The organism is Kitasatospora sp. NPDC058170 (assembly GCF_042883905.1).
Lineage (GTDB): Bacteria > Actinomycetota > Actinomycetes > Streptomycetales > Streptomycetaceae > Kitasatospora.
This window is the reverse complement of record NZ_JBHVUV010000034.1, coordinates 15,983-41,546: the sequence shown is the minus strand read 5'-3', so window position 1 is coordinate 41,546 and position 25,564 is coordinate 15,983. Positions and strand designations below refer to the sequence as shown.

Below are 25,564 nucleotides of genomic sequence, written 5' to 3'. Positions count from 1 at the left end.
GGCAACGGGCCAGCCAACGACCACGGAACCGGTACACAGAGCCGGAGACAGCCCGCCCGCCTCCCCAACCCCGACCCCGGCCCGGCGGCCGGTGCCGGGGTGAACGGCACCGGGACGCCGAGCCGAACCCCCACCCCGTACCAGGTGAACGGCACCGCCTCCGCGCCCCCGGCGAGGGGCCGCCGCAGGTCACCACCGCACAGACGTGCGAGAGTGGTAGCCAGCGAAGGGAGCGGGCACGTGCTGATGGACAAGGTGGCGGAGATCCTCGCCGAGGCGTCGGCCGAGGTGGTCGAGCCGCGGTTCCGGGCGCTGGCCGCGGGCGAGGTGATGGAGAAGGCCCCCGGCGAGGTGGTGACCGTGGCCGACCGCGAGGCCGAGGTGATCATCGCGCGGCGGCTGCGCGAGCTGCTGCCCGTCCCGGTGGTCGGCGAGGAGGCCGTGGCAGCCGACCCGGCACTCGCCCGGGCACTGCACTCCGAGCCCGCCGTCTGGCTGGTCGACCCGGTCGACGGCACCTCGAACTTCATCGCCGGCCGCCCCGAGTTCGCCGTGATGGCCTCGCTCGTCCGGGCCGGACAGACCGTCGCCGCCTGGATCTGGCAGCCGGTCACCGCCACCTGCTACACCGCCGAGTTGGGCTCCGGCGCCTGGCGCGACGGCCACCGGCTGACCCGCCCCCCGGCCCCCGCCGGACCGGCCAAGTGGCGCGGTGTGGTGAAGAGCCGCTTCCTCGCCCCGGCCGACCACGAGCGGATGCAGCGCAACTCCCACGCGGCGTTCGGCGAGGTCACCGCGGGCCGGCACGCGGCCGGGATCGAGTACCCGGACATCGCCGACGGCGAGCTGGACTTCATCCTCTACTGGCGCACCCTGCCCTGGGACCACGCGCCCGGCTCCCTGCTGGTCACCGAGGCGGGCGGCGTCTCGGCGCGGCTCGACGGCAGCACCTACCGCCCGGAGGCGCCGGGCGGCGAGGACGGCCTACTGGTCGCCGCCGACCGGGAGACCTGGGAGCACGTCCGCGCCGTCCTGCTCGCCGACTAGGACCTGTCCGGCCGAGGACCACTCCCGGTCGGGTGCCCCGCGCGGGCTACCAGACCACCGGCAGCCGCTCCGGCAGGCGCTTGATGAACCCGGGCCGCCAGGCCAGCTGCTCGGCCGGCAGGGCCAGCCGCAGGCCCGGCAGCCGCTCGACCAGGGCCGTCACAGCGATCTCCGCATGGGTGCGGCCGAGCGCCGAGGCCGGGCAGAAGTGGCGTCCGGCGCCGAAGGCGAGGTGCGGGTTGCTGCTCCGGTCGAAGTCGATCCGCTCCGGGTCCGGGAAGACGGCCGGGTCGTAGTTGGCGCCCTCGACCAGCACCAGCACCAGCTCGCCCTCCTTCACCAGCACCTCGCCGACCTGCACGTCCGCCAGCGCGATCCGGGGCAGGGCGTCCCCGATCGACAGGTTGACCCGCAGCAGCTCGTCGACCGCGCGGCCGATCAGCGCGGGCTCCCGGCGCAGCCGCTCGGCCAGCTCGGGCTGCCGGGCGAGGTAGATGACGGCGTGCAGCAGGAAGGACGAGGTGGAGACGGCGCCCGCCCCGAACAGCGACAGCGCGACGGTGGCCAGCAGTTCGTCGCCGACCCGTTCGGAGACGTCCGGCGAGCGGCGCAGCTCGACGAACCGGCCGAGCAGGCCGTCCTTGGGCTCCGGGTCGGCGTTGAGCCGCTCCATCATGTAGCCGAGGTCCTTGTACCAGTTGGGCGTGGAGCCCTCGAACGGCTGCGGGCTGGTGAGGAAGGCGACGTCGATGCCGGCCATCAGCCGTCGCCAGTCGTCGACGGGTATGCCGAGCAGCCGGCAGTGCAGGGCCGCGGAGTACGGCTCGGTGAACCCGTCCCGGAGCTCGCCCGGAGCGCCCTGCTCGACCAGGGTGTCGATCAGCCGGTGGGCCTCGGCCTGCAGCCAGCCGTCCAACTCCTTGTCGGCACGCGGTGTGAGGGTCTTCATCACGGCGTTGCGCAGGCCGGCGCTGTTGATGTTGCCCATGTTGTCGACCACCTCCGGCGGGATGGTCAGCGCGTACTGGCGGGGCACGCCGGGGTTGGCGGTGTCCTTGAGGCTGAACCGCTCGTCCTCCAGCACCTGCTTGGCGAGCGCGTGGCTGCTGACCAGCCAGGCGGGGTCGCCGGTCATGGTGCGGACCCGGGCGACGGGCTGTTCCTCGCACAGCCGCCGCGCCTCCTCGGGCAGGACGTCGCCTCTGCGGGAGAGCGGGAAGGTCAGGTCGGTCATGAGGGTGCTCCTGGAGCGTGGGAGAAGTGGGCTGGTGGCGGGCTGTTCAGGCGGCTTGTTCGGGCGGCTTGTTCAGGCGGGCTGTTCGGGCGGGTTGTTCAGGCGGCTTGCGCCGACGGCGCCGAGCTGACCGGTGCGGCCGGGCGGACCACGGCGTAGGCCTGTCCTGGCTCCGCCCGCAGGCCCTGCTCGCGGCCGAACAGGACGCGCGTGAGCGGAAGTTCGAAGTGGTAGCAGCTGACCGAGCTGGGCACGCCGAGCAGTGCCGGGGTGTCCAGGAAGAACGGCAGCTCGGCGGCTATGTACTGCAGCCCGGCCGCCAGTTGGCGTTCGTCCGGGGCGAGTCCCTCGTCCAGCCGGGCGGCCAGGAAGCCGCGCGCCATGCCCTCGGCGGCGGCGTGGAACTCGCGGTCGGATCCCAGCGCGTCCATCACCCGGCGGTGCAGTCGGCGGTACGCGGGATGGCCGGTGAACGCGGAGAGCGGGTGCACCCGGACGCCCTCGCGCCGGCCGGCCTCCTCGATGCCGCGCTCGATCCGGCGGGCGGTGGCCTTGACCTCCTTGGCGGCCCGGCGGTGGGCGTGTTCGGGGGTGTAGCCGAAGGTCTCGTACTGGGTCCCGACGTGCAGGTCGGCGTAGACGATGTCGATTCGGTCGAAGAACTCCCGCCCCCACCCGATGAGTTCGGCGATCCGGCGGTGGCTGAAATAGCTGTTCCCCGGGCTGACGCCGATGAGCAGGTGGTCCCCGCGCTGCCAGATCTCCCGGCAGCGGGCGGAGAACGGCAGCGCCTCGAACACGGCGGGGGCGGTATCCGCCGGGGCGCTGCCGGGACCCGGCGTGGTGGTACTCAGGGTGGTTTCGCGCATGCCTTTGCCTCCGCGTCACAGGACTGGGGTTCATGTGGCTTTACCGGGATTCACTGAAATGCAATGCGGGTACGCAGAGTTCACCGGCTTGTGAGGGTGAGTTCACCGCATGCGGGGTGGCGCGCACCTGGTCAGACGGCCTTTCCCCGGGAAGCCGTGTGCGCTTGGTGCATCGGCGACCACATGAAGTTACCGCCGCGCTTCGGGATCTCCGCAAGCCCTGTCCGGGGGTTGGCGGAATTCGATCACCGGGCGGCCGGAATCAGCCTGTACGAGTGCCCAACGGTATGTCCACGGAGGCTTTCCGGGGGCGGGTGAATATCCCCCGGATACCCTGGCACACCAGTGTGCCTTCCTCCAACATCCCTGCCGGAAAAAGGCGTTGCTTTTTCCTTTGGAGTCGCGGGCCACCGGCCGCGCCCGGCGGATTGCGGGCCCGCGGACTACGGACCCGCGGACTACGGACCACGAACCGCGGGCCACGAACCGCGGGCCACGAACCGCACGCCGCGACCTACGAGGGTTTTGTCTCCCGCCCGGCCCGCACCACCTCGTGGAGCAGCGCGCCGACCTCCGTGGGGGTGGTGTGCGGGTTGAGCAGTGTCAGCTTCAGCCGGACCCGGCCGGGCCCCTCGCCGGGCAGTTCGGTGCGGCCGACCACGGCCCGGCCGGAGCGCAGCAGCAGTCGGCGCAGCGTGCCGTTGACCTCGTCCAGGACGGCCGGGTCATGGCTCGATCCCGGGGGCCGGTAGCGGAACACCACGGTGGTCAGCACGGGTTCGCAGTACAGCTCCAGTTCGGGCTCGCCCCGGACGGCCTTGGCGGCGCCGAGGGCGAGTTCGTGGCAGGCGTCGACCAGTCGGCCGAGGCCGCTGCGGCCGAGGGTGCGCAGGGTGACGGCGAGTTTGAAGGCGTCGGCCCGCCGGGTGGTGCGCAGCGAGCGGCCCAACAGGCTGGGGTAGCCGGCGTGTTCGTCGTCGGCCGGGTTGAGGTACTCGGCGCGGCGGGCGAGCGAGACGTAGCTCTCGGCGTGGCGGACCAGGAAGACCCCGGCGGCGGCGGGCTGCCAGCCGAGCTTGTGCCAGTCCAGGGAGACGGAGTCGGCGCGCTCGATGCCGTCCAGCAGCGGGGCCAGCCGGTCGGAGAGCAGGGCGCCGCCGCCGTACGCGGCGTCCACGTGCAGCCAGGCGCCGTAGCGGGCGGCGAGGTCGGCGGCGGCGTGCAGCGGGTCGATGGCGCCGGTGTCGGTGGTGCCGGCGGTGGCGACCAGGGCGATCGGGGTCTGTCCGGCCCAGGTGACCTCGGCCAGGACGCGCTCCAGGGCGGCCGGGTCCATCCGCAGCCGGCGGTCGACCGGGACGGGGACGACGGCGCGTTCGCCGAGGCCGAGCAGGGCGGCGGCGCGCTGGACGGAGAAGTGCGCGGCGTGCGAGGCGATGATCCGAGGGGTCCCGCCGGCCGGGAGGCCGTCCAGTTCGACGATGCCGTCGAGCTTCTGGTCGCGCGCCAGCATCAGGCCCATCAGGTTGGACTCGGTGCCGCCGGAGGTGAGCACGCCGGCCGCCCGGGCCGGGTCGTAGCCGACCAGGCCGGCGAGTTCGGCGAGCAGCTCCGTCTCCAGGGCGGTGGCGGCGGGGGCCTGGTCCCAGGAGTCCTGCGAGGGGTTGAGTGCGCTGACGGCGAGGTCGGCGGCGGCCGCGACGGCGAGCGGGGGGCAGTGCAGATGGGCGGCGCAGGCCGGGTCGGCGGGGTCGGCGGCGCCGTAGGCGAGCAGTTCGGTGAGGCGGGCGAGGGCGCCGCGGCCGTGGGCGCCGCGCAGGCCCTCGGCGACCAGTCCGGCGATCTCGGCGGGGGTGCCGGCCGGGAGCGGGCCGCCGCGCAGGCCGGTGCCGGCGTCCAGCGCGTCCAGCACGGTGGCCAGCAGCGGGCCGAGTGCGCCGGGGCCGTCGACGCCCCCGGCGAGGGCGTCGAGCGGGATGGGCTCGTCGGGCATGCCCGGGTCCTCGCCCGAGGGGTCGGGGACGGTCACAGCGCCGCCTCCGACCGGGCCACACCGGACCGGACAGCCTGGGCGGGTGTCGCACCGGACCGCGCCGCCCTGGCGGGTGCGGCGACAGCAGGCGCGGCGACGGCGGGCGCGGCATCGACCGGCGCACCCGTGAGCGCCCCCGCGCCGGCCGAGGAGATCGCGTCGGCCAGCCGGTCGAACACGGCCGCGGCCTGTTCGTCGGTCATGGTGAGCGGCGGCAGCAGGCGCAGCACGGCGTCGTGGCGACCGCCGAGTTCGACGATCAGGCCGCGGGCCAGGCAGGCCTCGCGGACCTTGACGGCGAGCGCGGGCGCGGCCGGGCGAGCCCCGCAGGCGTCCGGTTCGGCGCCGGGGTCGACCAGTTCGACCCCGATCATCAGCCCGCGTCCGCGGACGTCCCCGACCACCGGCAGCTCCTCGCGCAGCGCCCGCAGCCGCTCGGTCATCCGGGCGCCGACCAGGGCGGCCCGCTCGGCCAGGCCGTTGGCGGCGACGTACCGCAGGGTGGCCGCGCCGGCCGCCATGGCGAGGGTGTTCCCGCGGAAGGTGCCGGTGTGCGCGCCGGGCCGCCAGCCGTCGTAGTCCTCGCGGTAGACGACGACGGCCAGCGGGAGGCTGCCTCCGATCGCCTTGGAGAGCACCATGGCGTCCGGGACGATCCCGCTGTGCTCGACCGCCCACATGGCGCCGGTGCGGCCGACGCCGGTCTGTACCTCGTCGACGATCAGCGGGATGCCGCGTTGGGCGGTGATCCGGCGCATCTCGCGCAGCCAGCCGTCGGGGGCGGGGACGACCCCGCCCTCGCCCTGGACGGCCTCCAGGATCATCGCGGCCGGTTTGACCACCCCGCCCGAGGGGTCGTCCAGCAGCCGCTCGACGTAGGTGGCGGCCAGATCGGCCCCGGCGTCTCCGCCGACGCCGAACGGGCAGCGGTAGCCGTACGGGTAGGGCAGCCGGACGACCTCGCCGCCGCCGGGCAGCGGCTCCTTGACGGCGACGCTCCCGGTCAGCGCGAGGGCGCCGGCCGTCATGCCGTGGTAGGCGCCGGTGAAGGCGAGCGCACCGCTGCGGCCGGTGGCGGTCTGCATCAGCTTGAGGGCGGCCTCGACGGCGTCCGTCCCGGCGGGGCCGCAGAAGTGCACCCGGGCGCGTTCGCCGAACTCCCTGGGCAGGCTCTCGAACAGGGCGGTGGTGAAGTCGTCCTTCTCGGCGGTGGCGAGGTCGAGCAGGTGCAGCGGCGCCCCGCTGTCCAGGGTGCGGCGGATCGCCTCCAGCACCACCGGGTGGTTGTGGCCGAGCGCGAGGCTGCCTGCGCCGGAGAGGCAGTCCAGGTAGCGGCGGCCGTCCGCGCCCTCGACGGTCATGCCGTTGGCGCGGACCGGGACGATCGGGAAGGAGCGGGCGTAGGTGCGGGCGGCGGACTCGCGGACGCGCTGGCGGCGCAGGATGGCATCCCCTGGGGCCTGGGCGGGGACGGCGGGCCCGGTGGCGGACTCAGCGGCGAGCGTCAAGGCGAACTCCCAATAAAGTTAGGTAAGCCTAACTTTACTGGCCTGACCTGCTCGCATGGCCCCGGGACGGCGAGAACCACCCGAGCGGGTGACGGCGCACCCTCCCCTCCAACGAGCGCCCGCCCGGGAGGTCACGGGCGGGCCCGAAACGACGAACGGCCGCACGCACACCGGCCCTGGACGACGGGCCCCCAACCCCCGGACCCAACCCCCGGACCCAACCCCCGGACCCGAACCCCGGACCCGAACCCCGGACCCGAACCCCGGACCCGAGCCGCGCCTCACCGCTCCCGCTCCCGCTCCCGCCAGCGGTAGCAGAGCTCCGGGCGGCCCACCTGGCCGTACTGCGGCTCGCGCACGGCACGCCCGGTGTCGACCAGGTGCTCCAGGTAGCGGCGAGCGGTGATCCGGGAGACCCCGGCCGCCACACCCGCGGCGGCCGCGGAGAGACCGGCGGCGGACTCCCGCAGCACGGTGGCGACGGTGTCCAGGGTCGGGGCGCTGAGCCCCTTCGGGAGCGCGGTGCGCTCGGGCGTGCGGAGCAGGGCGAACGCCTGGTCGACCTCGTCCTGGCCGGTGGCCTCGCCGGTGCGGCCCAGGGTGTCGCGGTAGCGGGCGTAGCGCTCCAGCCGGTCGTGCAGGGCCGCGCCGCTGAACGGCTTCAGCAGGTACTGCACGACGCCCGCCGAGACGGCCTGGCGGACCATGGTGAGGTCGCGGGCGGAGGTGACGGCGATGACGTCGGTGCCGTGCCCGGCCGCGCGCAGGGTGCGGCAGAGCTGCAGCCCGTGACCGTCGGGCAGGTAGAGGTCGAGCAGGGTGAGGTCCACGGGAGTGCCCGCCGCACGGGCGCGGTCCAGGAAGCGCAGGGCGTCGGCGCAGCTGTGCACGGTGCCGACGGCCCGGAAGCCCGGTTCGCGCTCGACGTACAGGGTGTGGGCGGCGGCGGCCACCGGGTCGTCCTCGACCACCAGGACGGAGATCACCGCGCCACCTCCGCCCGTTGCAGCGGCAGCCGGACGGTGAGCACCGCGCCGCGCTCGCGCCCGACCTCCACCGTGCCGCCGTTGCGCCGGGCGGCCTGGGCGACCAGGGCGAGCCCGAGGCCGTGCCCGCGGCCGTCCTGCTTGGTGCTCCAGCCGCGCCGGAACACGTCCTCCACCGCGCCCGGTTCGATCCCGGCACCGGTGTCGGCGACCCGCAGCAGCAGGTCCCCGTCGTCGATCCGGGCGGTGACGGTGACCTCCGGCTGGCCGGGCCAGTCGGCGGCGCCGGCGATGGCCGCGTCCACCGCGTTGTCGACCAGGTTGCCGAGCACGGTGATCAGGTCGCGGGCGGGCAGTCCGGGCGGCAGCACGCCGTCGTCGATCCGGCTGTCCTCGGTGAGCGTCAACTCCACGCCCCGCTCGGCGGCCTGGGCGGCCTTGCCGAGCATCAGCGCGGCGAGCACCGGCTCGCCGACGGCCGCGACCACCCGGTCGGTGAGCTGCTGGGCGAGCGCGAGTTCGGCGGTGGCGAACTCCACCGCCTGTTCGTGGCGGCCGAGTTCGATCAGCGACACGACGGCGTGCAGCCGGTTGGCGGCCTCGTGGGCCTGTGCGCCGAGCGCCTCGGTGAAGGACTTCACCGAGTCCAGTTCACCGCTGAGGGACTGGAGTTCGGTGTGGTCCCGGAGGGTGACGGCGCGGCCGAGGCCGGTGCCGATGGTCGAGGTGTTGAGCACCACCACCCGCTCGGCGGTGAGGTGGACCTCGTCCCGGACCGGCACCTCGCCCAGCACGGCCGCCACCAGGGCCTCCGGCAGTCCCAGCCCGTCCACCGGGCGCCCCTCCAACTCGCCGCTCAGGCCGAGCAGTTCCCGGGCGGCGTCATTGCAGAGCACCACCCGGTGCGTTCGGTCGAGCAGCACCAGACCCTCCCGTACCGAGTGCAGCGTGGCCTGGTGGTACTCGTAGAGGTGGCTGAGCTCGGCCGGCCCCATGCCGTGGGTGTGCCGCCGCAGCCGGGAGTTGGCGAGGTAGGTGCCGAGCCCGCCGACCGCCAGTGCGGCGACCGCGACACCGGCCAGCGCGAGCAGCGGCCCGCGCAGCTGGTCGGTGATGGACCGCACCGTGATGCCCGCGCTGACCAGGGCGATCACCTGCCGCCGCTCGTCCAGCACCGGGGTGACCACCCGCACGGACGGACCGAGCGTGCCGGTGTACGTCTCGCTGCGGGTCTCCCCGGCGAGCGCCCAGTCGATGTGCCCGAGGAAGGTCTTGCCGATCTGCTCCGGCAGCGGATGGGTCCAGCGCACGCCGGCCGTGTCCATCACGGTGATGAAGGAGACCCCGGTGTCCGCCCGGACCTGCTCGGCGTAGGGCTGGAGCACGGCCGACGGGTCGGGTCCGGCGACGGCGGCCCGGACGGACGGCGAGTCGGCGACCGCGCGGGCCACGGCGGTCACCTGGCTGCGGGCCGCGCCCTCGGTGCGGTCGGCGGTGAACAGGTAGGCCAGCACGGCGCCGCCCGCCACCACGGCGGCGACGATCACCACCTGGACGACGAAGAGCTGTCCGGCCAGGCTGCGCACCAGCCGGCGCGGCGGGGGGAGGGTGCGCACGGACATGCCTGACAGTGTGCACCACGCCCGGGGCGGCCCCGCCGGAGCCGGCGGCGCCTCCCGGCAGCTCCCGGCAGCCCCCGGCGCATCCAGCGCGGCCTCCCCCGGCGGATCCCGCGCGGCCTCCCGGTGGGGCCCGTCGTGAACTCTATGAACGCAAACGTGACCTCCGTCACGGCGCGGCCCATAGTCGGAGCGGCCCACCACCCGGGGCCGCCAGGACTGCAGGGCGAAGGAGCCGCAGATGTCGATCACCGGAGCAGGACCACAGGCGGGGGTCAGACGGAAGGACCGCACCCATTACCTCTACCTGGCGGTGATCGCGGCGGTCGTCGCCGGCGTCGCGGTCGGGCTGGCCGCGCCCGGCTTCGCCGTGGAGCTGAAGCCGATCGGGACGGGCTTCGTCAACCTCATCAAGATGATGATCAGCCCGGTGATCTTCTGCACCATCGTGCTGGGCATCGGCTCGGTGGCCAAGGCCGCGAAGGTCGGCAAGGTCGGCGGGCTCGCCCTCGGCTACTTCCTCACCATGTCGACGGTGGCGCTGGGCATCGGCCTGGCCGTCGGCAACCTGCTGGAGCCCGGCTCCGGCCTGCACCTCACCCAGGCCCTGGCCAAGGCCGGACACGCCCAGGCCACCGCCGGGGCCGCGCAGTCCACCACCGACTTCCTGCTCGGGATGATCCCGACCACCATGCTCTCGGCCCTCACCGAGGGCAAGGTGCTGCAGACCCTGCTGGTCGCGCTGCTGACCGGTTTCGCGCTCCAGGCGATGGGGCCGGCGGGCGCACCCGTGCTGCGCGGGATCGGGCACGTGCAGCGGCTGGTGTTCCGGGTCATGTCGATGATCATGTGGCTGGCGCCGGTCGGCGCCTTCGGGGCGATGGCGGCGGTGGTCGGGGCGACCGGCACCTCCGCGCTGAAGAGCCTCGCCGTGATCATGATCGGCTTCTACGTCACCTGCGCGCTGTTCGTGGTCGTGGTGCTCGGCCTGCTGCTGCGGCTGGTCGCCGGGGTCAACGTGTTCACGCTGCTGCGCTACCTCGGCCGCGAGTTCCTGCTGATCCTCTCGACCTCCTCCTCGGAGAGCGCGCTGCCCCGGCTGATCGCCAAGATGGAGCACCTGGGCGTCAGCCGCCCGGTGGTCGGGATCACCGTGCCGACCGGCTACAGCTTCAACCTGGACGGCACCGCGATCTACCTGACCATGGCCTCGATCTTCATCTCCGAGGCGATGGACAAGCCGATGTCGCTCGGCGAGCAGCTGTCGCTGCTGGTCTTCATGGTGATCGCCAGCAAGGGCGCGGCCGGGGTCACCGGCGCCGGGCTGGCCACCCTGGCGGGCGGGCTCCAGTCGCACAAGCCCGCCCTGGTCGACGGGGTCGGCCTGATCGTCGGCATCGACCGCTTCATGTCGGAGGCCCGGGCGCTGACCAACTTCGCGGGCAACGCCGTCGCGACCGTGCTGATCGGCCACTGGACGGGTGAGCTGGACCGTGAGCGGGCCCGGCGGGTGCTGGCCGGCGAGGTGCCCTTCGACGAGCGGACGCTGGTCGACGACCACGCCGGCGCACCCGAGGACGTTTCCGCCTCCCCCGCGGAGGGCTCCCCTGTCGAGGGCTCCACCACGGAGGGCTCCCCCGTGGAAGGCCGTCCGGACGGCGTCCCCGTCCAGAGCGGCGCGCCGAGTGCGCAGTCCGCGGCCGTCTGAGCCCCACCGCATCCCCTGACTCCCCCGGTCCGGCGCCTCGCCCAACCCCCCGAGCGGCGCCGGGCCGGGGGTCCCGTGCGTTCGGACCCTCCTCCGGGTCCGGCCGGACCGCTCAGGCCTCTTCGGAGCCGCTGATCGCCCAGCTCAGACCGGTCGCCGGATCCTCCAGGGCGAGGTGCAGATGGCGCAGCTCGTCCGCCGGGTCGCACCAGGTGAAGCAGCGCATCCGGGCCACCAGCGCGTTCACCTCGGCCCGGTCGGGCCGATCGGCGCCGGCCATCGCGGCGAGCGCCCGCCAGAGCGCCAGCCGCCCGAGCGCCGAACCGTGCGCCCGGTCCCCCGCCCCGGCCTGCACCAGCGCCGGATAGGCGGCGGCGAGCGGCAGGTACCCGCCGGTGACCCGCAGGTCGGGTGCCAGCCGGGCGGCCGCCTGCGGCGCCGGGCCCCGGACGCAGGCCACCTCCACCCAGCCCGCCAGGGCGGCCAGCGCCCGGGTGGCCCGCTGTCCGGTCAGCCGCGCCACCGGCTCCGGCAGCAGCACCGGGCCCAGGCCCTCGCGGCAGGCGGGCAGCGCCAGCAGCGCACTGCGCGAACCACCGCCCGGCAGGTACTCCCGCACCCGGGGGCCGTCGCCCCAGCCCGCCGCCTCCCAGGGCTCCAGCAGCAGCGGCACGCCCTCCGGGTCGGGCTCGGCCCCGTAGGCGAGGTCCTCCCCCATCAGCACCCGGGTGTGCGCGACCAGCCGGCGGACCACCGGGGGCCCGAGCAGCGGGGCCAGCCGCAGCCAGGAGTGCCGGGTGGCGAGGACCTCCCAGAGCGGCCCGGTGTCGTGGTCGGCGACCCCGGCGGCGGCGCCCGGACCGCCGTCCGGGTCGAACAGCCGGACGGACAGCTCGGGCGGCGCGCCGTACGCGATCAGCTGGCCGAGCGACGCCGTCTCGGCCGCCGCCGATCGCTCACCGGCGCGCGCCGCGGCGGCGGCCCGGGCCTGCCGGTAGGCGCCCAGCAGCTCGGGCCAGCGGCCGTCCTCGGCCAGGGTGCGCAGCCTGCGGTCCTCGTACGTGATCACGATTTTCAGCGTACGGGCCGGGGCGCCGCATCAGCTGACATGGCGTCAGTTCGGTGCGTCGGGGCGATTCCGGTCCGGCCCGCCGCCCCGCTCCCGTCCGCCTCCCCCCTCGCCCGCGCCCCGCCTCCCGGGTTCGCCCTCGCGCCGGTGGTCACCCTCGCGTCGGTGTTCGCCCTCGCGCCGGCGCTCACCCTCACGTCGGCGCTCGCAGGCGCGTTCGTATGCGCGTTCGCTTTCGAGGACGGCCCGCAGTCGGCCGTGCGCACGGCGGCGGGTGACCGCCAGGGTGCTGCGGTGCACCCCCAGCAGCGCGGCCGCCTCGTCGAGGCTGTACCCGTAGAGGTCGACCAGCAGGACCACCCGGGCCTGCTTGACGGTCAGGCAGCGCAGCAGCCGGAGCACCTCCCAGGAGGACTGCACCTCGCCGATCCGGTCCGCACCGGCCGGCTCCTCGGCCGCGTCCGGGAGGAGCGTCCGCCGCCGCTCACGGCGCCACTGGTCGCGCACCAGATTGACCATCGTCGTGAACGCGTAGGCGTAGGGCTGCGGATGGCGGAGAAAGCGCTCCGGGCGTCGCGCGATTCTCAGGTACGCATCGTGCACGACGTCCTCGGCACGGCTCGGGCAGCCGGTGAGCGAAACCGCGGCGCGCCGGAGCCTGGGCAGAATCGCGGTGAACGCCCGATTGAAGTCCCCTGCGCACTCATTCGAACACGGACCGGTGAATCCCATGCCGCCCACCTCGGAACTCGGCACCCGACAATCCCAGTTGTGACCCACATCACACTCTAGGGCGTCGTTTCACCGACCGCAGTCGTTCGTGTGCATTACGTCATCGGATGAAGCGGCCGGCGCGAATACCCGGCCCGTCGTCCGGGCGCGGAGCAAGGAGGCACCACCATGTCAGGCTGTATCGCCAGGAACGTCGCCAAGTTCGGGATGGTGGCCGCGGCCGCCCTCGGCGCACTCGGCGCGACCACCCTGCCGGCCGCCGGCGCACCTGCCGCCGACCAGACCATCACCGCCGGATCGGGCATCGCCTGGCCCACGGCTGTCACCGCCTCGTACAACTGCGTCATCACCGCCGACTACGGCTGGCGCTGGGAGGGCAACTGCCGGATCTACTCGGGCGAGTTGCGCACCATCACCTACTGCGCCAACGGCACGTCCAGCACCGGCCTGTGGATCGGCGCCCGCTCGCAGCCGTGGGCGGTCTGGGGCAACTGCCCGGGCTCCAGCTGGACCCACATCGACTTCCAGAGCCGCGGCTGACACCGGCACCGGGCCGGGCCGTCCCTCATCGGCCCGCACCGGCACCGCCGTCGAAGGGGTGCCGCCGATCGGTGGCACCCCTTCGTCCATTCCCCCACGCCCGATGGGGAGTTGAGGCTGTCGGGCGCGCCGGGCGGTCAGGCCGCCGGGCGTTCGGACCGCCGGGCGTTCAGCCCACCGGGGCCGCGTGGGCCAGCAGGCGGGCGGCGTGCACCCGGCCGGCGTGCTCGACCAGGTTGATCAGCACCTCCTTGCCCGAGGCCCGGCGCCGGGCGTCGCACACCACCACCGGGGTACCGGACTCCAGGTCCAGCGCGCGGGCGACCTCGTCCGGACGAAACTCCCGGGTGCCGGCGAAGCGGTTGACGGCCACCACGAACGGGATGCCCCGGTGCTCGAAGAAGTCGACGGCGGGGAAGCAGTCGGTCAGCCGGCGGGTGTCGGCGAGCACCACGGCGCCGAGCGCGCCCTGCGCCAACTCGTCCCAGAGGAACCAGAACCGGTCCTGCCCCGGCGTCCCGAAGAGATAGACCGCCAGGCCCTCGCGGATGGTGATCCGCCCGAAGTCCATCGCGACCGTGGTGGTGGACTTCTGCTCCACCCCGCCGGTGTCGTCCACGCCCCGCCCGGCCTCGGTGAGCAGTTCCTCCGTACGCAGCGGGCGGATCTCGCTGACCGAGCCGACCAGGGTGGTCTTGCCGACGCCGAAGCCGCCCGCCACCAGGATCTTGAGCGCGAGGACGGCGGGGTCGGCGGCGCCCGGCGCGGCGCTGCGGGTGCTGTCAGAGTGCGCGGAGTCCATGGACGACCTCCTGGAGGATGCGCTCGTCGGGGAGCAGGGCAGGCGGGACGGGGCGGCTGACCCGGATGTACCCGGCCGCCAGCAGGTCGCCGAGCAGCACCCGGACCACGCCGAGCGGCAGGTCGAGGTCGGCGGCGATCTCGGCCACCGAGAGGGCTCCGCCGCGGCAGCGGCCGAGGATCAGGCCCTGCTCGGGGCCGACCGGCAGGTCGGGGGCGTCCGGGCCGTCCGGGACGTCGGCGACCACCAGGGCGATCAGGTCGAACCCCCGCCCGGCGGGGCGGGTCCGGCCCCTGGTCATGGCGTACGGGCGGACCAGCGGGCCGGCCTCGTCGTCGTACCAGCGCGAGCGGTGGGCGGCGGCGAGCGGGTTGCGCGGGGGCACCGGGGCCCGACGGGACGGCGGGGGCAGCGGGGGCTGCGGATCGTACGGGGGCGGATCGGACGGGGGTGGCGGGTCGGTGCGGCGGTGCGGGTACGGGCGCTGCTCCGGCACCGGGCTCACCCGTCCGACGATCTGCGCGGCGCGGACCGGAGGTGCTCGCCGACCCGGCGCACCAGCCGGGCCATCTCGTAGGCGATCAGGCCGAGATCGGCTTCGGCGGTGGAGAACACCGCCAGGCAGGTGCCCTCGCCGGCGGCGGCCACGCAGAGGAAGCCGCGCTCCAGCTCGACCATGGTCTGGCGGACCTCGCCCGCGTCGAAGTGCCGTCCGGCGCCCTTGGCCAGGCTGTGGAAGCCGGAGGCGACGGCTGCCAGGTGCTCGCCGTCCTCCCGGTCCAGGCCGGCCGAGGTGCCCATCGCCAGACCGTCGGCGGAGAGCATCACGGCGAACCTGACCTCGACGACCCGCGAAACGAGCTCGTCGAGCAGCCAGTTGAGCTCTCCCGCGCGGTGGGTGGTGCCGATCATCGGCGCTCTCCTTCGGGGCCTTGGGGTTGGTGGTTCGATTCGGGTGCCGCCGGGCGCTCACCGCGTGCCCAGCCCTGCTGGTAGGCGGACATCGCGGCGCGGGCGGCCTCCGGGGGGCGGCCGGGCGCCGATGCGGCGCGGCGGGTGCCGGGGGCCGGGGCGGGCGGCGCCTCGCGCAACTGCGGTACCAGGCTGGCCTGGCGGATCCGGCGGGGCAGCTCGTCCGGTCCGGTCACGCCTTCGGTCGGCGGCTCGGTCAGCCGTTCCGGCCGCTGTTCCGGCCGCCTTTCCGGCCGCTGCTCAGCTCGCTGTTCGGCTCGCTGCCCGGTCCGCCGGCCGAAGGCGGGCTGGGCAACGTCGGACTGCGGCGAGGAGAGCGGTTGCGGCGCGGGGACCGCCCGGACGACCGGCCCCGGTCCGGGCTTCGGACGGCGGTCGGCAACCGGTGGCCCGTCCACAGCCGGGCCGTCCGTCCGGGCGCCGGAGGCCCGGAACGGGGTGGGGCGCAACACCCCGGGGTCACCGCTCCGGGCGCCGAACGGCGGCCGGTCGGGCGGCGAATCGATGTCCAACTCCGGTACCGCATCGACCGGTTCCCACCACTCGACCGGTCGGCTCCCCTCCGGGCCACTCCCCTCCAGGCCACTCCCCTCCGGGAGGCTCCCGCCCGGGCGGTCCTCGGCCAGCAGGGCGGTGGGCAGCAGCACCACGGCGGTCGTCCCGCCGTACGCGGAGGTCTGCAGCGACACCCTGATCCCGTGCCGCCGGGCCAACCGGCTGACCACGAACAGGCCGAGCCGGTCGCTGTCGAAGAGGTCGGCCTGCCCGGCGGCGGCGATCCGCCGGTTGGCGTCGGCCAGCGCCTCGCCGCCCATGCCCAGGCCGCGGTCCTCGATCTCCACCGCGTAGCCGTTGCCGACCTGTTCGCCGCGGATGTGGACCCGGGTGTGCGGCGGCGAGAAGCCGGTGGCGTTCTCGACCAGCTCGGCGACCAGGTGGGTGAGGTCGGCGACGGCCTGCCCGGTGACGGCCGCGGGCGGCAGCCGGTGCACCTCGACCCGGGCGTACTCCTCGACCTCGGAGACGGCGGCGCGGACCACGTCCAGCAGCGGGACGGGCCTGCGCCAGGCCCGCCCGGGGGCCGCGCCGGAGAGGATGATCAGGCCCTCGGCGTGGCGGCGCATCCGGGTGGTGAGGTGGTCCAGCCGGAACAGGTCGGCCAGTTCGGACGGGTCCTCGGTACGGCGCTCCATCGTGTCCAGCAGGGTGAGTTGGCGGTGGACCAGGACCTGGCTGCGGCGGGCCAGGTTGACGAAGACCCCGGAGACCCCGGAGAGCACCTCGGCGCGTTCGACGGCCGCCGTGACGGCCGCCCGCTGAACGGTGCCCAGCGCGCCGTGCACCTGGCCGATCTCGTCGCTCCCGTGCGCCGGGAGCGGAGCCTCGCTCTCGATGTCGACCTCCTCACCGGAGCGCAACCTCCGCATGGTGGCGGGGAGTTTGCGCCCGGCCAGCTCAAGTGCCGAATTGCGCAGGCCGATCAGCTCGGTGACCAGACCGCGCCCGATCCGCACCGAGATCACCAGCGAGGCGAGCACGGCCGCCAGGCCGAGCAGTACCGCGATCCCCGAGGGGGTGAACAGGCCGAGCGCGTAGGGGTCCTCGCGCTCGGCGGCGGCGCGGCCGGCCGCGTCCTCGACCGCGCGCAGGTCGCGGGCGACGTTCCCGGCGGCCACCGACCAGCGTTCCGGCGCGACGGCGACGACGGCCGCCCGGCCGTCGGGGGCGGTGCGGACCCGGTCCTCGTAGCCGGTGAGGTCCCGGTGGTCCGGGCCGCCGGTGACGGCGAGCAGTGCGGACCGGTCCTGCGGGCGCAGGTCGGCGGCGGACCCCTGCTCGAACCGGCGGCGGGCGAGGACGGTACCGGCGAACTCGCGCAGCTGGTCCTCGCCGAGACCGCCGGACAGCTGGGCCGCGCGCAGCAACGCGTCTTCCCTGGCCAGCAGTTCGCGGGAGCGGGCGAACTCCAGCAGCACCCGGGCGTCGGAGGCGACCCGGTGGTCCTGGAGCGGTGTCAGCGCGCCGGACACCGCCAGCGCCCGGTCGACGGCCGTGCCGTACGCGGCGTACGCCTCGGGCCAGCCGACCGCACGGGCCAGGATCCGGGTGCGCAGCGCGGGCAGTGCGGCGACGGCGGTGCCGAGCGCGTCCAGCCGCGCGGCGGCGTCCGGGCCGAGCCCCTCGGCGTCGGCCCGGTTGTAGCCCTGCCCGCCGCGGGCGACCGGGGCGGCGCCGACCGCGCCGGACGCCGGGTCGGACACCGATTCGGACGCCGCGCCGGACTCCCCGCCGGACAGTGGTTCGGCGGCGGCGCGGTCGCGGGGCGGCGGGCCGAGGAGCAGCGGGTCGAGTGCCCGGTCGGTGGTGGCGGCGGCCTCGCGCAGGGCGCTCTCCCGGGCTGCGCCCGGCGCGGCCAACAGCTGTCCTGCGGCGGTGCGTTCGGCCTGCAGCCCGGCGACGGTGTCGCCGATCGGGGTGAGCACGGTGGCGTGTGCCGCGCGCAGGCGCAGCAGGTTCCAGACGTCCTGCGCGGTGGTGACGGTGGCGAACGCCCAGAGCGCGAGCACCGAGACGACCGGGACCATCAGCAGCGCCACGATGCGGGCGCGGACGGTGCGGGGACGCAGCCCGAGCGCGCTGCGGCGGGCGGGGGAACGAGGGGGCCTGGCAGGCGGCCCGGCGTGGGCACCCCGGCGGGGACCGGGCGCGGTACCGCGGCTTTCGCGCATGGGTGAGGAGCCTTTCCGGCGGAAGGATCGGTGCGGAAGGTCGGTGCGGGGGGCGGGCCCGGGAAACGGCGCGGGAGGCGGGCCCGGGAGCCGGGTGCGATCCGGACCAGGGCCGGCCGGCTCAGGCCGCGCGGCCGTGCAGGTGGGGGGCCTGGCGCCCGGCGTGGCCCTGGTCGGCGGCCGGCGTGAACTCCTCGATCGCCAGCTCGCCGGCCTCCTGGTAGGCGGCCCGTTCCTGTGCGGTCGGGGAGAGCGCGACGAAGGCGGAGGTGAGGAACAGGAAGGAGCCGAGCCCGACGGCGAGCGGGAAGACGAACTCCATCGGGGCGGCGCCGCCGAGCCCGGTTCTGGCGGGCTCCAGCCGGACGTGGACGGCGGCCATGCCGGTGTAGTGCATACAGCTGACGGCGAGGCCCATGACCAGCGAGGCGGCGCCGGCCGCGTACACGTTGCGGATGGTGACGGCGGCCCACAGGGCGGCGGTGGCGGCGCCGACCGCGATCAGCACGGAGAGCGCGACCGAGGCCGGGTCGTAGTGCAGGCCGCCGTGCAGCCGGATGGCGGCCATGCCGAGGTAGTGCATCGCGGCGACGCCGAGGCCGGTGGTGAGGCCTCCGGCCAGCAGCGCCAGGCCCCGGTGCCGCCCGTGGCCGACGGCGAACATCCCCAGCCCGGTCACCAGCACGGCCACCACCAGGCTGAGCACGGTCAGCGGCACGTTGTAGCGCAGTTCGGTGCCGTCGACGGTGAAGCCGAACATCGCCACGAAGTGCATGGTCCAGATGCCGGAGCCGATCGCGGCGGCCGCGGTGAGCAGCCAGTTGCGGCGGGCGGCGCCGGTGGCGGAGAGTCCGCGCAGGGTGCAGCGCAGGCCCAGCGCGGCTCCGAGGCACGCCATCGCGTACGACAGCCCCGGCGTCAGCCAGCCGAAACTGAAGTGGTTCATCGTGCCCATGGGACCTCCGGTCGACCGGTCGGGCCCGGGGGCGGTTCACGCCGCGCCCGGGCTCCCTCGACCGGGCGGACTCCGGCGGGGCGGCGCGTGACGGACGACCGGCCTCCTGGGAGCGATCACCCGTCATATGCCTTCCGCACGTGCGCTTCCGGTCTGGGGTGCGTGGGACGCTATCGAGGGGCCGGAATTGGCCACGTGAAGATGTGAAAAGCTGCCCGCGATGCGCGGGCGTTGTGTTCGAATGGGTCGGTCTTGTGCCGCCGCCGGCCCCCGGTTCCGGGGGCCCGGGCGGGCGCCTCGACACCCGCCCGGGCGCACATCGCCGGATCACTCGTACTCGGTGCCGCCCTTGCGGGTCAGGTACGCGTCGCCGACCACCTTGGCGATCGCCCGGCCGCCCAGCACCGGGCTGTAGCGCTCGCTCAGCGGACGGACCACCACGCCCTCCCGTACGTGCAGTTCGCGCCCGGAGACGGTCTCCCGCCCCTGGGCCAGCGCCAGCACCGTCTCCGTGTCGAACGGTCCGCGCCACAGCTCGGGCACCAACGGCAGTTCGCCGTCCAGCAGTTCGGCGGCCGGCAGCCAGCGCAGCTGCCCGTCGACGACCGCCGAGACGTCGAACGCGGCGTAGCCGGGCAGTTCGCTGCGGCCGGACTCGCCGTAGGTGAGGTCCTGCACCCCGGCGCCGAACACCTCGCCGAAGATGCCGACCCGCTCGGCGCCCAGCCGCTGCGCCAGTCTCGCGGCGACCTCCGGTATGCCGTGCGCCCGGACCGCCCGCCAGTACAGGTTGCGCCCGTCCTCGGTCAGCGCCAGGCCCTGGGCGCCGATGCCCTTGGAGGACACCTGCACCTCTCCGGTCGCGGCGTGGAAGGTGAGCAGGCAGCAGCTGCCGTGCAGCTTCTCGGTCAGCACCACCGGCTCGCCCGGCGCGAAGACGTCCGGGAAGCGCTTGAGGTTCTCGATGTCCACCCAGGGCAGCAGATCCGGCGCGCGCCCCACGTCCCCGCTCATCGAGGTCGGGATCGGCGGCTGCCATTTGGTGACGCCCAGCAGTTCGGCGAAGTCCTCGCCGCGTTCGGCCGCCGACGCCAGGTCGGCGCCGGCCAGCGCGCCCGGTCGGCAGACGATGCCCTGCGACAGCTCGCCGCGCAGCCGGACCGCCTTGACCCGGTCCGACCTGCTGCCGGCGAGCCGGCCGGTCAGGCCCAGCTCCTCGATCAGCTGGGCGGGCAGCACCGCCTGCTCGGGGATGTAGACGGCGTGGTCGCCGGTCCGGTACACGCCCTTGGCCACCACCGCCCGGTAGAGGCCGACCTGGGCGAGTTCGAGGGCGTCCGCGTTCGGGTGGGCGAGGATGATCAGCCGCTCGGCGGTGACGCGCAGTGTGGACATGGGTGTACTCCCCCCTTGGGCCCGGCCGGTCGGTCCCCTTCGGCCCGGCCGGTCGGCCGACGGCATGGACGGCCACCGGCCACTCTTGCGCCCCGGCCCGCCCGGGCGCGAGGGGTTTTCGGCCACCCCGGGCCTGCGGAGAGCACGCAGAGAGCCGCGCCCGCTCCCTGGCACACCTCGGGAACGCCCCTGGAACGCCCCTGGAACGCCTCGTCGGCCGCGGGCCGGCCGCACCGGGTTTGAGGCTTCCCACAGCCGGGCAGACCGGGCTGGCGAGCGCCCGCTGTGCAATGCCACAGGGGATTTTTCCCTTGTATTTGCGGCACTATGATCACCACAAGGACCGCACCTGCAAGCACCACCTCTGCACGCACCGCCCCGCGCCCCTTCCGGCGCGCCCAGGAAGGGACGCACCAATGACCCTCAGTACGACCGGCACCCGCAGACTCGCCGTCGCCGCCGCAGCGGCCCTCGCCCTCAGCCTCGGGGTCACCGCCTGCGGCAGCGACGGCGACGGCAAGTCCTCCGCGAGCGGCTCCTCGGCGGCGTCCGCCTCCGGCAGCGCCACCGCCGCGAGCCCGAAGGTGTCCGGCACGATCACCGTCTTCGCCGCCGCCTCGCTCAAGGAGAGCTTCACCGACCTCGGCAAGAAGTTCGAGGCCGCGAACCCCGGCGCCGGCGTCAAGTTCAACTTCGGCGGCAGCTCGGCGCTCGCCACCAGCATCAACTCCGGCGCCCCGGCCGACGTCTTCGCCGCCGCCAGCCCGGCCACCATGAAGACCGTCACCGACGCGGGCGGCGCGAGCGGCGAGCCGAAGACCTTCGTGAAGAACACGCTCACCATCGCCGTGCCCAAGGGCAACCCCAAGCACATCGCCTCGCTGAACGACCTCACCGCCGCCGGTGTGAAGGTCGCGCTGTGCGCCAAGGAGGTGCCGTGCGGCGCCGCCGCCCAGACGGCGCTCAAGGCCGCCGGAGTCAACCTGACGCCCGTCACCCTGGAGCAGGACGTCAAGGGCGCGCTGACCAAGGTCGAACTGGGCGAGGTGGACGCCTCGCTGGTCTACCGGACCGATGTGAAGTCCGATGCTGCGAAGATCGACGGCGTGAACTTCCCCGAGGCCGACAAGGCCGTGAACGACTACCCGATCGCCGCGCTGGCCAAGGCCCCCAACAAGGACGGCGCCGCGGCCTTCGTCGCGTACATCCAGTCGCCCGAGGCGCGGCAGGCGCTCACCGCGGCCGGCTTCCAGGCGCCGTGAGCCCTCGCACCACCCGCACCGCCGCCGGCGCGCGAGCCCCGCACAAGGGCCTGCCGCGCCGGCGGCGCGCCCGCCGCGTCCCGGTCGCGCTGCTGCTCCCGGCGCTGCTGGGGCTCGCGTTCCTGACCCTGCCGCTGGTCGGGCTGCTGATCCGGGCGCCCTGGAGCACCCTGCCCGAGCAGCTCACCAGCACCGAGGTGTGGGACGCGCTGCGGCTCTCGCTGATCTGCGCCACGGCGGCCACGGGGGTGTCGCTGGTGCTCGGGGTGCCGCTGGCCTGGCTGCTCGCCCGCACCGAGCTGCCGGGGCGGCGCCTCGTCCGGGCGCTGGTCACCCTGCCGCTGGTGCTGCCGCCGGTGGTCGGCGGTGTGGCGCTGCTGCTGGTCCTCGGGCGGCGCGGCATCGTCGGGCAGTGGCTGGACTCGGCCTTCGGCATCACCCTGCCCTTCACCACCACCGGCGTGGTGATCGCCGAGACCTTCGTGGCGATGCCGTTCCTGGTGATCAGCGTCGAGGGTGCGCTGCGGGCCGCCGATCCCCGCTACGAGGAGGCCGCCGCCACCCTGGGCGCCTCGCGGCTGACGGCGTTCCGCCGGGTGACGCTGCCGCTGATCGCCCCGGGCATCGGCGCCGGCGCCGTGCTGGCCTGGGCGCGGGCGCTCGGTGAGTTCGGCGCGACGATCACCTTCGCCGGCAACTTCCCCGGCCGGACGCAGACCATGCCGCTCGCCGTGTACCTCGCCATGGAGTCGGATCCGGAGGCGGCCATCGCGCTCTCGCTGGTCCTGCTGGTGGTCTCCATCGCCGTGCTGGCCGGTCTGCGCGACCGCTGGATGTCGACCCCGTGAGCACGCCGCCGCCTCCCGCGGGGCGCAGGGCCGGACCGGTCGGCCCCCGCCCCGCCGAACTCCCCCTGGACGCGCCCGCCATGACTGCTGCCACCCACGCGCTCGACGCCCGGCTACGCGTGGAGCGGGCCGCCTTCAGCCTCGACCTGGCGCTCACCGCCGCCCCCGGCGAGGTGATCGCCCTGCTCGGCCCGAACGGCGCCGGCAAGTCGACCGCGCTGCGCGCCCTCGCCGGGCTGCTGCCGCTCACCGGCGGCCATCTGCGCCTGGACGGCCGCGTCCTGGAGGATCCGGCCGAGCGCCTGCACACGCCCGCCGAGGAGCGCCCGGTCGGTGTGGTGTTCCAGGACTACCTTCTCTTCCCGCACCTCAGCGCCCTCGACAACGTCGCCTTCGGGCCGCGCTGCCAGGGCCGTCCCAAGCGCGAGGCCCGCGCCGAGGCGGCCGGCTGGCTGGAGCGGATGGGCCTCACCGAGCACGCCGGCGCCCGCCCGGGCAGCCTCTCCGGCGGCCAGGCGCAGCGGGTGGCGCTGGCCCGCGCGCTCGCCGTCCGGCCCCGGCTGCTGCTGCTGGACGAGCCGCTGGCCGCCCTGGACGCCCGTACCCGGCTCGACGTCCGGTCCCAACTCCGGCGCCACCTCGCCGACTTCGAGGCCGTCGCGGTGCTGGTGACGCACGACCCGCTGGACGCCATGGTGCTGGCCGACCGGCTGGTGGTGATCGAGGGCGGCCGCGAGGTGCAGTCCGGCAGCCCGGCGGAGATCTCCCGGCACCCGCGTACCGACTACATCGCCCGGCTGGTCGGCCTCAACCTCTACCAGGGCACCGCCGAAGGGCATCTGGTCACGCTGCCGGGCGGCCTCACGATGACCGCCGCCGAGCAGTTGTCCGGTCCCGCCTTCGTCGCCTTTCCGCCGTCGGCCGTCACGCTGTACCGGGAGCGGCCGGAGTCCAGCGCGCGCAACGTCTGGGAGTTGGAGGTCGCGGGCCTGGACCTGCACGGTGACCAGGTCCGCGCCGATCTCGTCGGCGTCCTGCCGATGGCCGCCGACCTGACCCCGGCGGCGGCCGCCGAGCTCGACCTGGCCCCCGGCAGCTCCGTCTGGGCCGCCGTCAAGGCCGCCCAGACCCGCGTCTACCCGGCCTGAGCCCGCTGCGGCGGACGGCCCCGACGGACCGCCTCGACGGGCCGCCCCGGCTACTCCGAGGGCTCCACGAAGCCGGACTCGTAGGCGGCGATCACGGCCTGTGTGCGGTCACGGGCCCCGAGCTTCGCCAGCACGCTGCTGACGTGGGTCTTCACGGTCTGCACGCCGAGGTGGAGCTGCTCGGCGATCTCACCGTTGGTCAGGCCGCGGGCCACCAGGCGCAGCACCTCGGACTCGCGGTCGGTGAGGGCGGCGCGGGCCATGCCCTCGCGGGCGGCCCGGTTGCCCTGGCCGGCGGCGAGGCGGCGGATCGCGGTGGGGAAGAGCAGTGACTCGCCCGCCGCCACCAACCGGACGGCGTGGGCGATCTCGGCGGGCCGGGAGCGCTTCAGCAGGAAGCCGTCGGCGCCGGCCCGCAGGGCCTGGTAGACGTAGTCGTCGTTCTCGAAGGTGGTGACGACCAGGATCTTCGGCTGCTGCCGCGCACCCGCACCCCCGGCGTCACCCGCACCCCCGGTGTCACCCGAACCCGCACCCTCGATCGCGCCATCGCTCGCGCCCGGACGCTGCGCCACGAGCGCCCGGGTCGCCGCCAGACCGTCCATCCGCGGCATCCGGACGTCCATCAGCACCACGTGCGGACGCAGCGTCCGGGCCAGCTCCACCGCCTCGGCCCCGTCCGCGGCCTCGCCGACCACCCGAAGATCCCCCTGGGCCTCCAACACGGCCCGCAGACCCGCCCTGACCAGCTCTTCGTCGTCCGCCAGCAGAATGTCGATCATCACGCGCCCAAGCGTAGGGGCATCCGCACCGCCAGCACCCACTCGCCGGACTCGGCCCCCGCCGAGGCCTCCCCGCCGAGCAGCGCGGCCCGCTCCCGGATGCCGCGCAGCCCCTTGCCACCCCGGTTCGACCCGCCGCGGGCCGCCGTACGGGCCGATGCGTTCCGGGCCTGGGCGCCGCGGGCCGCTGCGCTCCGGGCCTGCGCCGCCGTACCGACCGCGTTGGCGCAGCGCAGCTCCAACCGGCCGTCCCGCACGGCCACCCGGACGGTGATCGGCTCGCCGGGCGCGTACTTGAGGGCGTTGGTGACACCCTCCTGGACGATCCGGTAGGACTCCCGGGAGAGCACCCCGGGCAGCTTCCCCGAGGGCACGTCGATCCACGCCTCGACCGGGCTGCCGGCCGAGCGCGCGGTGTCGAACAGCCCGGGCAGCTGCTCGATCCCGGGGTGCTCGGTGGCCACCCTGTCCGGGGTCTCGCGGAGCAGGACGAGCGTGCGCTCCAGGTCGTCCATCGCCTGGCGGCCGGTCTCCTCGATCACTTCGAGCGCCCTGGCGACGAACGCCTGGTCGCCGACCTCGCGGGCCGCACCGGCCTGAAGGACCGTCACGGTCAGTGCGTGGCCGATGGAGTCGTGCAGCTCGCGGGCCAACCGGTTGCGCTCCAGCAGGCGTTCGGCCCGCAGCTCGGCGGCGGCCAGCCGCTCGGCCGGGGACGGCCCCAGCAGCCGGACGGCCATGGCGAGTTGGAGCCGACCGGCCCACACCACCAGCCAGCCGTAGCCGAACAGCAGCACCGGCACCGCCAGTGGGTACCACAACGCCCCGCCCTGGGACGGAAGTCCGACACCGTAGACCTTCGGTGCCGGCCTGGTCAGCAAATCGCCGCAGGCGGTGAGCGTCAGCACGGTGAGCAACCCGACCAGCGACCCGAGGGCCACCCGGCCGACCAACCAGGCCGCGGTGCGCCGCCGGTCGGCCCAGCCACGGGCGGGTTCGGCCGCGATGTCCTGCTCCCGCTCGGGCAGCAGCAGCAACCGCGCCTGCACCCCCTCCGCGCGGCGCATCGCGGGTACCAGCGCGGCGAGCACGAGCAGCGCGGCGTCCAACGGGACGGCCCGCAGCAGGACTTCGGCCGGGCTCCACCCGTACGTCCCCGGATAGATCATCAGGATGACACCGGCGAAGACGCACCCGACCCACAGGTGCAGCCACCGCGCGTACACGGCGGCGCTGAGGAACGGCGCGAGGATCCTGGGCATTGCGCCATCCTGCCAGGTCAGCGGCGCACCCGGCCTCCCTCCCGGGAGGGAGGCCGATCCCCTCC

Annotated in this window: 22 protein-coding genes; 6 read left to right on the top strand and 16 right to left on the bottom strand. The window is 74.8% G+C overall.

Features of this window, described 5'->3' with window-relative positions; translation table 11 throughout:
• The first annotated feature begins 246 nt into the window (after window positions 1-246).
• The gene (locus tag ACFVVX_RS31330) at window positions 247-1,047 is read left to right on the top strand and encodes an inositol monophosphatase family protein (protein ID WP_387950634.1); all 801 of its coding nucleotides are present in this window, start codon (window positions 247-249) and stop codon (window positions 1,045-1,047) included.
• Window positions 1,048-1,093: 46 nt separating this feature from the next.
• On the opposite strand, the gene ACFVVX_RS31325 is transcribed toward ACFVVX_RS31330, so the two are convergent.
• The 6 genes from ACFVVX_RS31325 to ACFVVX_RS31300 all read right to left on the bottom strand — a co-directional run bounded on the left by ACFVVX_RS31325 (window position 1,094) and on the right by ACFVVX_RS31300 (window position 9,298).
• Entirely contained in the window at window positions 1,094-2,281 is a 1,188-nt protein-coding gene (locus ACFVVX_RS31325) for a cytochrome P450 (protein ID WP_387950551.1), read from the bottom strand.
• 98 nt (window positions 2,282-2,379) lie between these two features.
• Window positions 2,380-3,150 (bottom strand): tRNA-dependent cyclodipeptide synthase, encoded by a 771-nt coding sequence (locus tag ACFVVX_RS31320; protein ID WP_387950549.1) that lies wholly within the window; start codon window positions 3,148-3,150, stop codon window positions 2,380-2,382.
• 514 nt (window positions 3,151-3,664) lie between these two features.
• Window positions 3,665-5,143, bottom strand: a complete 1,479-nt coding sequence (locus tag ACFVVX_RS31315) for a pyridoxal phosphate-dependent decarboxylase family protein (protein ID WP_387950547.1) — start codon at window positions 5,141-5,143, stop codon at window positions 3,665-3,667.
• A 32-nt stretch (window positions 5,144-5,175) separates the two neighbouring features.
• Complete coding sequence (locus ACFVVX_RS31310) at window positions 5,176-6,690, bottom strand: diaminobutyrate--2-oxoglutarate transaminase family protein (RefSeq protein WP_387950545.1); 1,515 nt, start codon at window positions 6,688-6,690, stop codon at window positions 5,176-5,178.
• A gap of 281 nt (window positions 6,691-6,971) precedes the next feature.
• Entirely contained in the window at window positions 6,972-7,676 is a 705-nt protein-coding gene (locus ACFVVX_RS31305) for a response regulator (protein ID WP_387950543.1), read from the bottom strand.
• Window positions 7,673-9,298, bottom strand: a complete 1,626-nt coding sequence (locus ACFVVX_RS31300; RefSeq protein ID WP_387950541.1) for an ATP-binding protein — start codon at window positions 9,296-9,298, stop codon at window positions 7,673-7,675. The genes ACFVVX_RS31305 and ACFVVX_RS31300 overlap by 4 nt, the downstream gene beginning before the upstream one ends.
• 238 nt (window positions 9,299-9,536) lie before the next feature.
• On the opposite strand from ACFVVX_RS31300, the gene ACFVVX_RS31295 reads away from it, so the two are divergent.
• A complete protein-coding gene (locus ACFVVX_RS31295; RefSeq protein WP_387950539.1) occupies window positions 9,537-11,003 on the top strand; it encodes a cation:dicarboxylate symporter family transporter in 1,467 nt (488 codons plus the stop codon).
• 112 nt (window positions 11,004-11,115) lie between these two features.
• Here the strand turns inward: ACFVVX_RS31295 and ACFVVX_RS31290 are convergent, their stop codons facing one another.
• On the bottom strand, window positions 11,116-12,072 hold the full coding sequence (locus ACFVVX_RS31290; protein ID WP_387950538.1) for a hypothetical protein: 957 nt from the start codon (window positions 12,070-12,072) through the stop codon (window positions 11,116-11,118).
• Window positions 12,073-12,117: 45 nt separating this feature from the next.
• A complete protein-coding gene (locus ACFVVX_RS31285; protein WP_387950536.1) occupies window positions 12,118-12,804 on the bottom strand; it encodes an RNA polymerase sigma factor in 687 nt (228 codons plus the stop codon).
• Between the two features lie 168 nt (window positions 12,805-12,972).
• Here ACFVVX_RS31285 and ACFVVX_RS31280 point away from each other — a divergent pair, with 168 nt between their 5' ends.
• Entirely contained in the window at window positions 12,973-13,344 is a 372-nt protein-coding gene (locus ACFVVX_RS31280; protein WP_387950534.1) for a hypothetical protein, read from the top strand.
• 169 nt (window positions 13,345-13,513) lie between these two features.
• Here ACFVVX_RS31280 and ACFVVX_RS31275 read toward each other — a convergent pair whose 3' ends face one another.
• The 6 genes from ACFVVX_RS31275 to ACFVVX_RS31250 all read right to left on the bottom strand — a co-directional run bounded on the left by ACFVVX_RS31275 (window position 13,514) and on the right by ACFVVX_RS31250 (window position 20,197).
• The gene (locus ACFVVX_RS31275) at window positions 13,514-14,146 is read right to left on the bottom strand and encodes an ATP/GTP-binding protein (protein WP_387950533.1); all 633 of its coding nucleotides are present in this window, start codon (window positions 14,144-14,146) and stop codon (window positions 13,514-13,516) included.
• On the bottom strand, window positions 14,127-14,531 hold the full coding sequence (locus ACFVVX_RS31270; protein WP_387950633.1) for a DUF742 domain-containing protein: 405 nt from the start codon (window positions 14,529-14,531) through the stop codon (window positions 14,127-14,129). The genes ACFVVX_RS31275 and ACFVVX_RS31270 overlap by 20 nt, the downstream gene beginning before the upstream one ends.
• 116 nt (window positions 14,532-14,647) lie before the next feature.
• Window positions 14,648-15,058, bottom strand: a complete 411-nt coding sequence (locus ACFVVX_RS31265) for a roadblock/LC7 domain-containing protein (protein WP_387950531.1) — start codon at window positions 15,056-15,058, stop codon at window positions 14,648-14,650.
• Window positions 15,055-17,715, bottom strand: coding sequence for a nitrate- and nitrite sensing domain-containing protein (locus ACFVVX_RS31260; protein WP_387950529.1), 2,661 nt, complete (start codon window positions 17,713-17,715; stop codon window positions 15,055-15,057). Before ACFVVX_RS31260 ends, ACFVVX_RS31265 begins: the two co-directional genes overlap by 4 nt.
• A 253-nt stretch (window positions 17,716-17,968) precedes the next feature.
• On the bottom strand, window positions 17,969-18,802 hold the full coding sequence (locus ACFVVX_RS31255; RefSeq protein ID WP_387950527.1) for an MHYT domain-containing protein: 834 nt from the start codon (window positions 18,800-18,802) through the stop codon (window positions 17,969-17,971).
• Between the two features lie 327 nt (window positions 18,803-19,129).
• Window positions 19,130-20,197: an RNA ligase (ATP) gene (locus ACFVVX_RS31250; RefSeq protein WP_387950526.1), complete on the bottom strand. Its 1,068-nt coding sequence runs from the start codon at window positions 20,195-20,197 to the stop codon at window positions 19,130-19,132.
• Window positions 20,198-20,613: 416 nt separating this feature from the next.
• Between ACFVVX_RS31250 and modA the strand changes: the two genes are divergently transcribed.
• From modA to ACFVVX_RS31235, 3 genes are all read left to right on the top strand, one after another.
• Window positions 20,614-21,459 (top strand): molybdate ABC transporter substrate-binding protein, encoded by an 846-nt coding sequence (modA, locus tag ACFVVX_RS31245; protein ID WP_387950524.1) that lies wholly within the window; start codon window positions 20,614-20,616, stop codon window positions 21,457-21,459.
• Complete coding sequence (locus ACFVVX_RS31240; RefSeq protein WP_387950522.1) at window positions 21,456-22,307, top strand: ABC transporter permease; 852 nt, start codon at window positions 21,456-21,458, stop codon at window positions 22,305-22,307. The genes modA and ACFVVX_RS31240 overlap by 4 nt, the downstream gene beginning before the upstream one ends.
• An 80-nt stretch (window positions 22,308-22,387) precedes the next feature.
• Window positions 22,388-23,455, top strand: a complete 1,068-nt coding sequence (locus ACFVVX_RS31235) for an ABC transporter ATP-binding protein (RefSeq protein ID WP_387950520.1) — start codon at window positions 22,388-22,390, stop codon at window positions 23,453-23,455.
• A 50-nt stretch (window positions 23,456-23,505) separates the two neighbouring features.
• Here the strand turns inward: ACFVVX_RS31235 and ACFVVX_RS31230 are convergent, their stop codons facing one another.
• Together ACFVVX_RS31230 and ACFVVX_RS31225 are read right to left on the bottom strand one after the other, a co-directional pair.
• Window positions 23,506-24,237, bottom strand: coding sequence for a response regulator (locus ACFVVX_RS31230; RefSeq protein ID WP_387950631.1), 732 nt, complete (start codon window positions 24,235-24,237; stop codon window positions 23,506-23,508).
• A complete protein-coding gene (locus tag ACFVVX_RS31225; RefSeq protein WP_387950518.1) occupies window positions 24,237-25,499 on the bottom strand; it encodes a sensor histidine kinase in 1,263 nt (420 codons plus the stop codon). The genes ACFVVX_RS31230 and ACFVVX_RS31225 overlap by 1 nt, the downstream gene beginning before the upstream one ends.
• Window positions 25,500-25,564 lie beyond the last annotated feature (65 nt).

Bases quoted from the DNA above. Each gene is read 5' to 3' on its own strand.
- ACFVVX_RS31330 (WP_387950634.1), top strand. From the start codon at position 247: ATGGACAAGGTGGCGGAGATCCTCGCCGAGGCGTCGGCCGAGGTGGTC.
- ACFVVX_RS31325 (WP_387950551.1), bottom strand. From the start codon at position 2,281: ATGACCGACCTGACCTTCCCGCTCTCCCGCAGAGGCGACGTCCTGCCC.
- ACFVVX_RS31320 (WP_387950549.1), bottom strand. From the start codon at position 3,150: ATGCGCGAAACCACCCTGAGTACCACCACGCCGGGTCCCGGCAGCGCC.
- ACFVVX_RS31315 (WP_387950547.1), bottom strand. From the start codon at position 5,143: ATGCCCGACGAGCCCATCCCGCTCGACGCCCTCGCCGGGGGCGTCGAC.
- ACFVVX_RS31300 (WP_387950541.1), bottom strand. From the start codon at position 9,298: ATGTCCGTGCGCACCCTCCCCCCGCCGCGCCGGCTGGTGCGCAGCCTG.
- ACFVVX_RS31295 (WP_387950539.1), top strand. From the start codon at position 9,537: ATGTCGATCACCGGAGCAGGACCACAGGCGGGGGTCAGACGGAAGGAC.
- ACFVVX_RS31285 (WP_387950536.1), bottom strand. From the start codon at position 12,804: ATGGGATTCACCGGTCCGTGTTCGAATGAGTGCGCAGGGGACTTCAAT.
- ACFVVX_RS31280 (WP_387950534.1), top strand. From the start codon at position 12,973: ATGTCAGGCTGTATCGCCAGGAACGTCGCCAAGTTCGGGATGGTGGCC.
- ACFVVX_RS31275 (WP_387950533.1), bottom strand. From the start codon at position 14,146: ATGGACTCCGCGCACTCTGACAGCACCCGCAGCGCCGCGCCGGGCGCC.
- ACFVVX_RS31265 (WP_387950531.1), bottom strand. From the start codon at position 15,058: ATGATCGGCACCACCCACCGCGCGGGAGAGCTCAACTGGCTGCTCGAC.
- ACFVVX_RS31255 (WP_387950527.1), bottom strand. From the start codon at position 18,802: ATGGGCACGATGAACCACTTCAGTTTCGGCTGGCTGACGCCGGGGCTG.
- ACFVVX_RS31250 (WP_387950526.1), bottom strand. From the start codon at position 20,197: ATGTCCACACTGCGCGTCACCGCCGAGCGGCTGATCATCCTCGCCCAC.
- modA (WP_387950524.1), top strand. From the start codon at position 20,614: ATGACCCTCAGTACGACCGGCACCCGCAGACTCGCCGTCGCCGCCGCA.
- ACFVVX_RS31235 (WP_387950520.1), top strand. From the start codon at position 22,388: ATGACTGCTGCCACCCACGCGCTCGACGCCCGGCTACGCGTGGAGCGG.
- ACFVVX_RS31230 (WP_387950631.1), bottom strand. From the start codon at position 24,237: ATGATCGACATTCTGCTGGCGGACGACGAAGAGCTGGTCAGGGCGGGT.
- ACFVVX_RS31225 (WP_387950518.1), bottom strand. From the start codon at position 25,499: ATGCCCAGGATCCTCGCGCCGTTCCTCAGCGCCGCCGTGTACGCGCGG.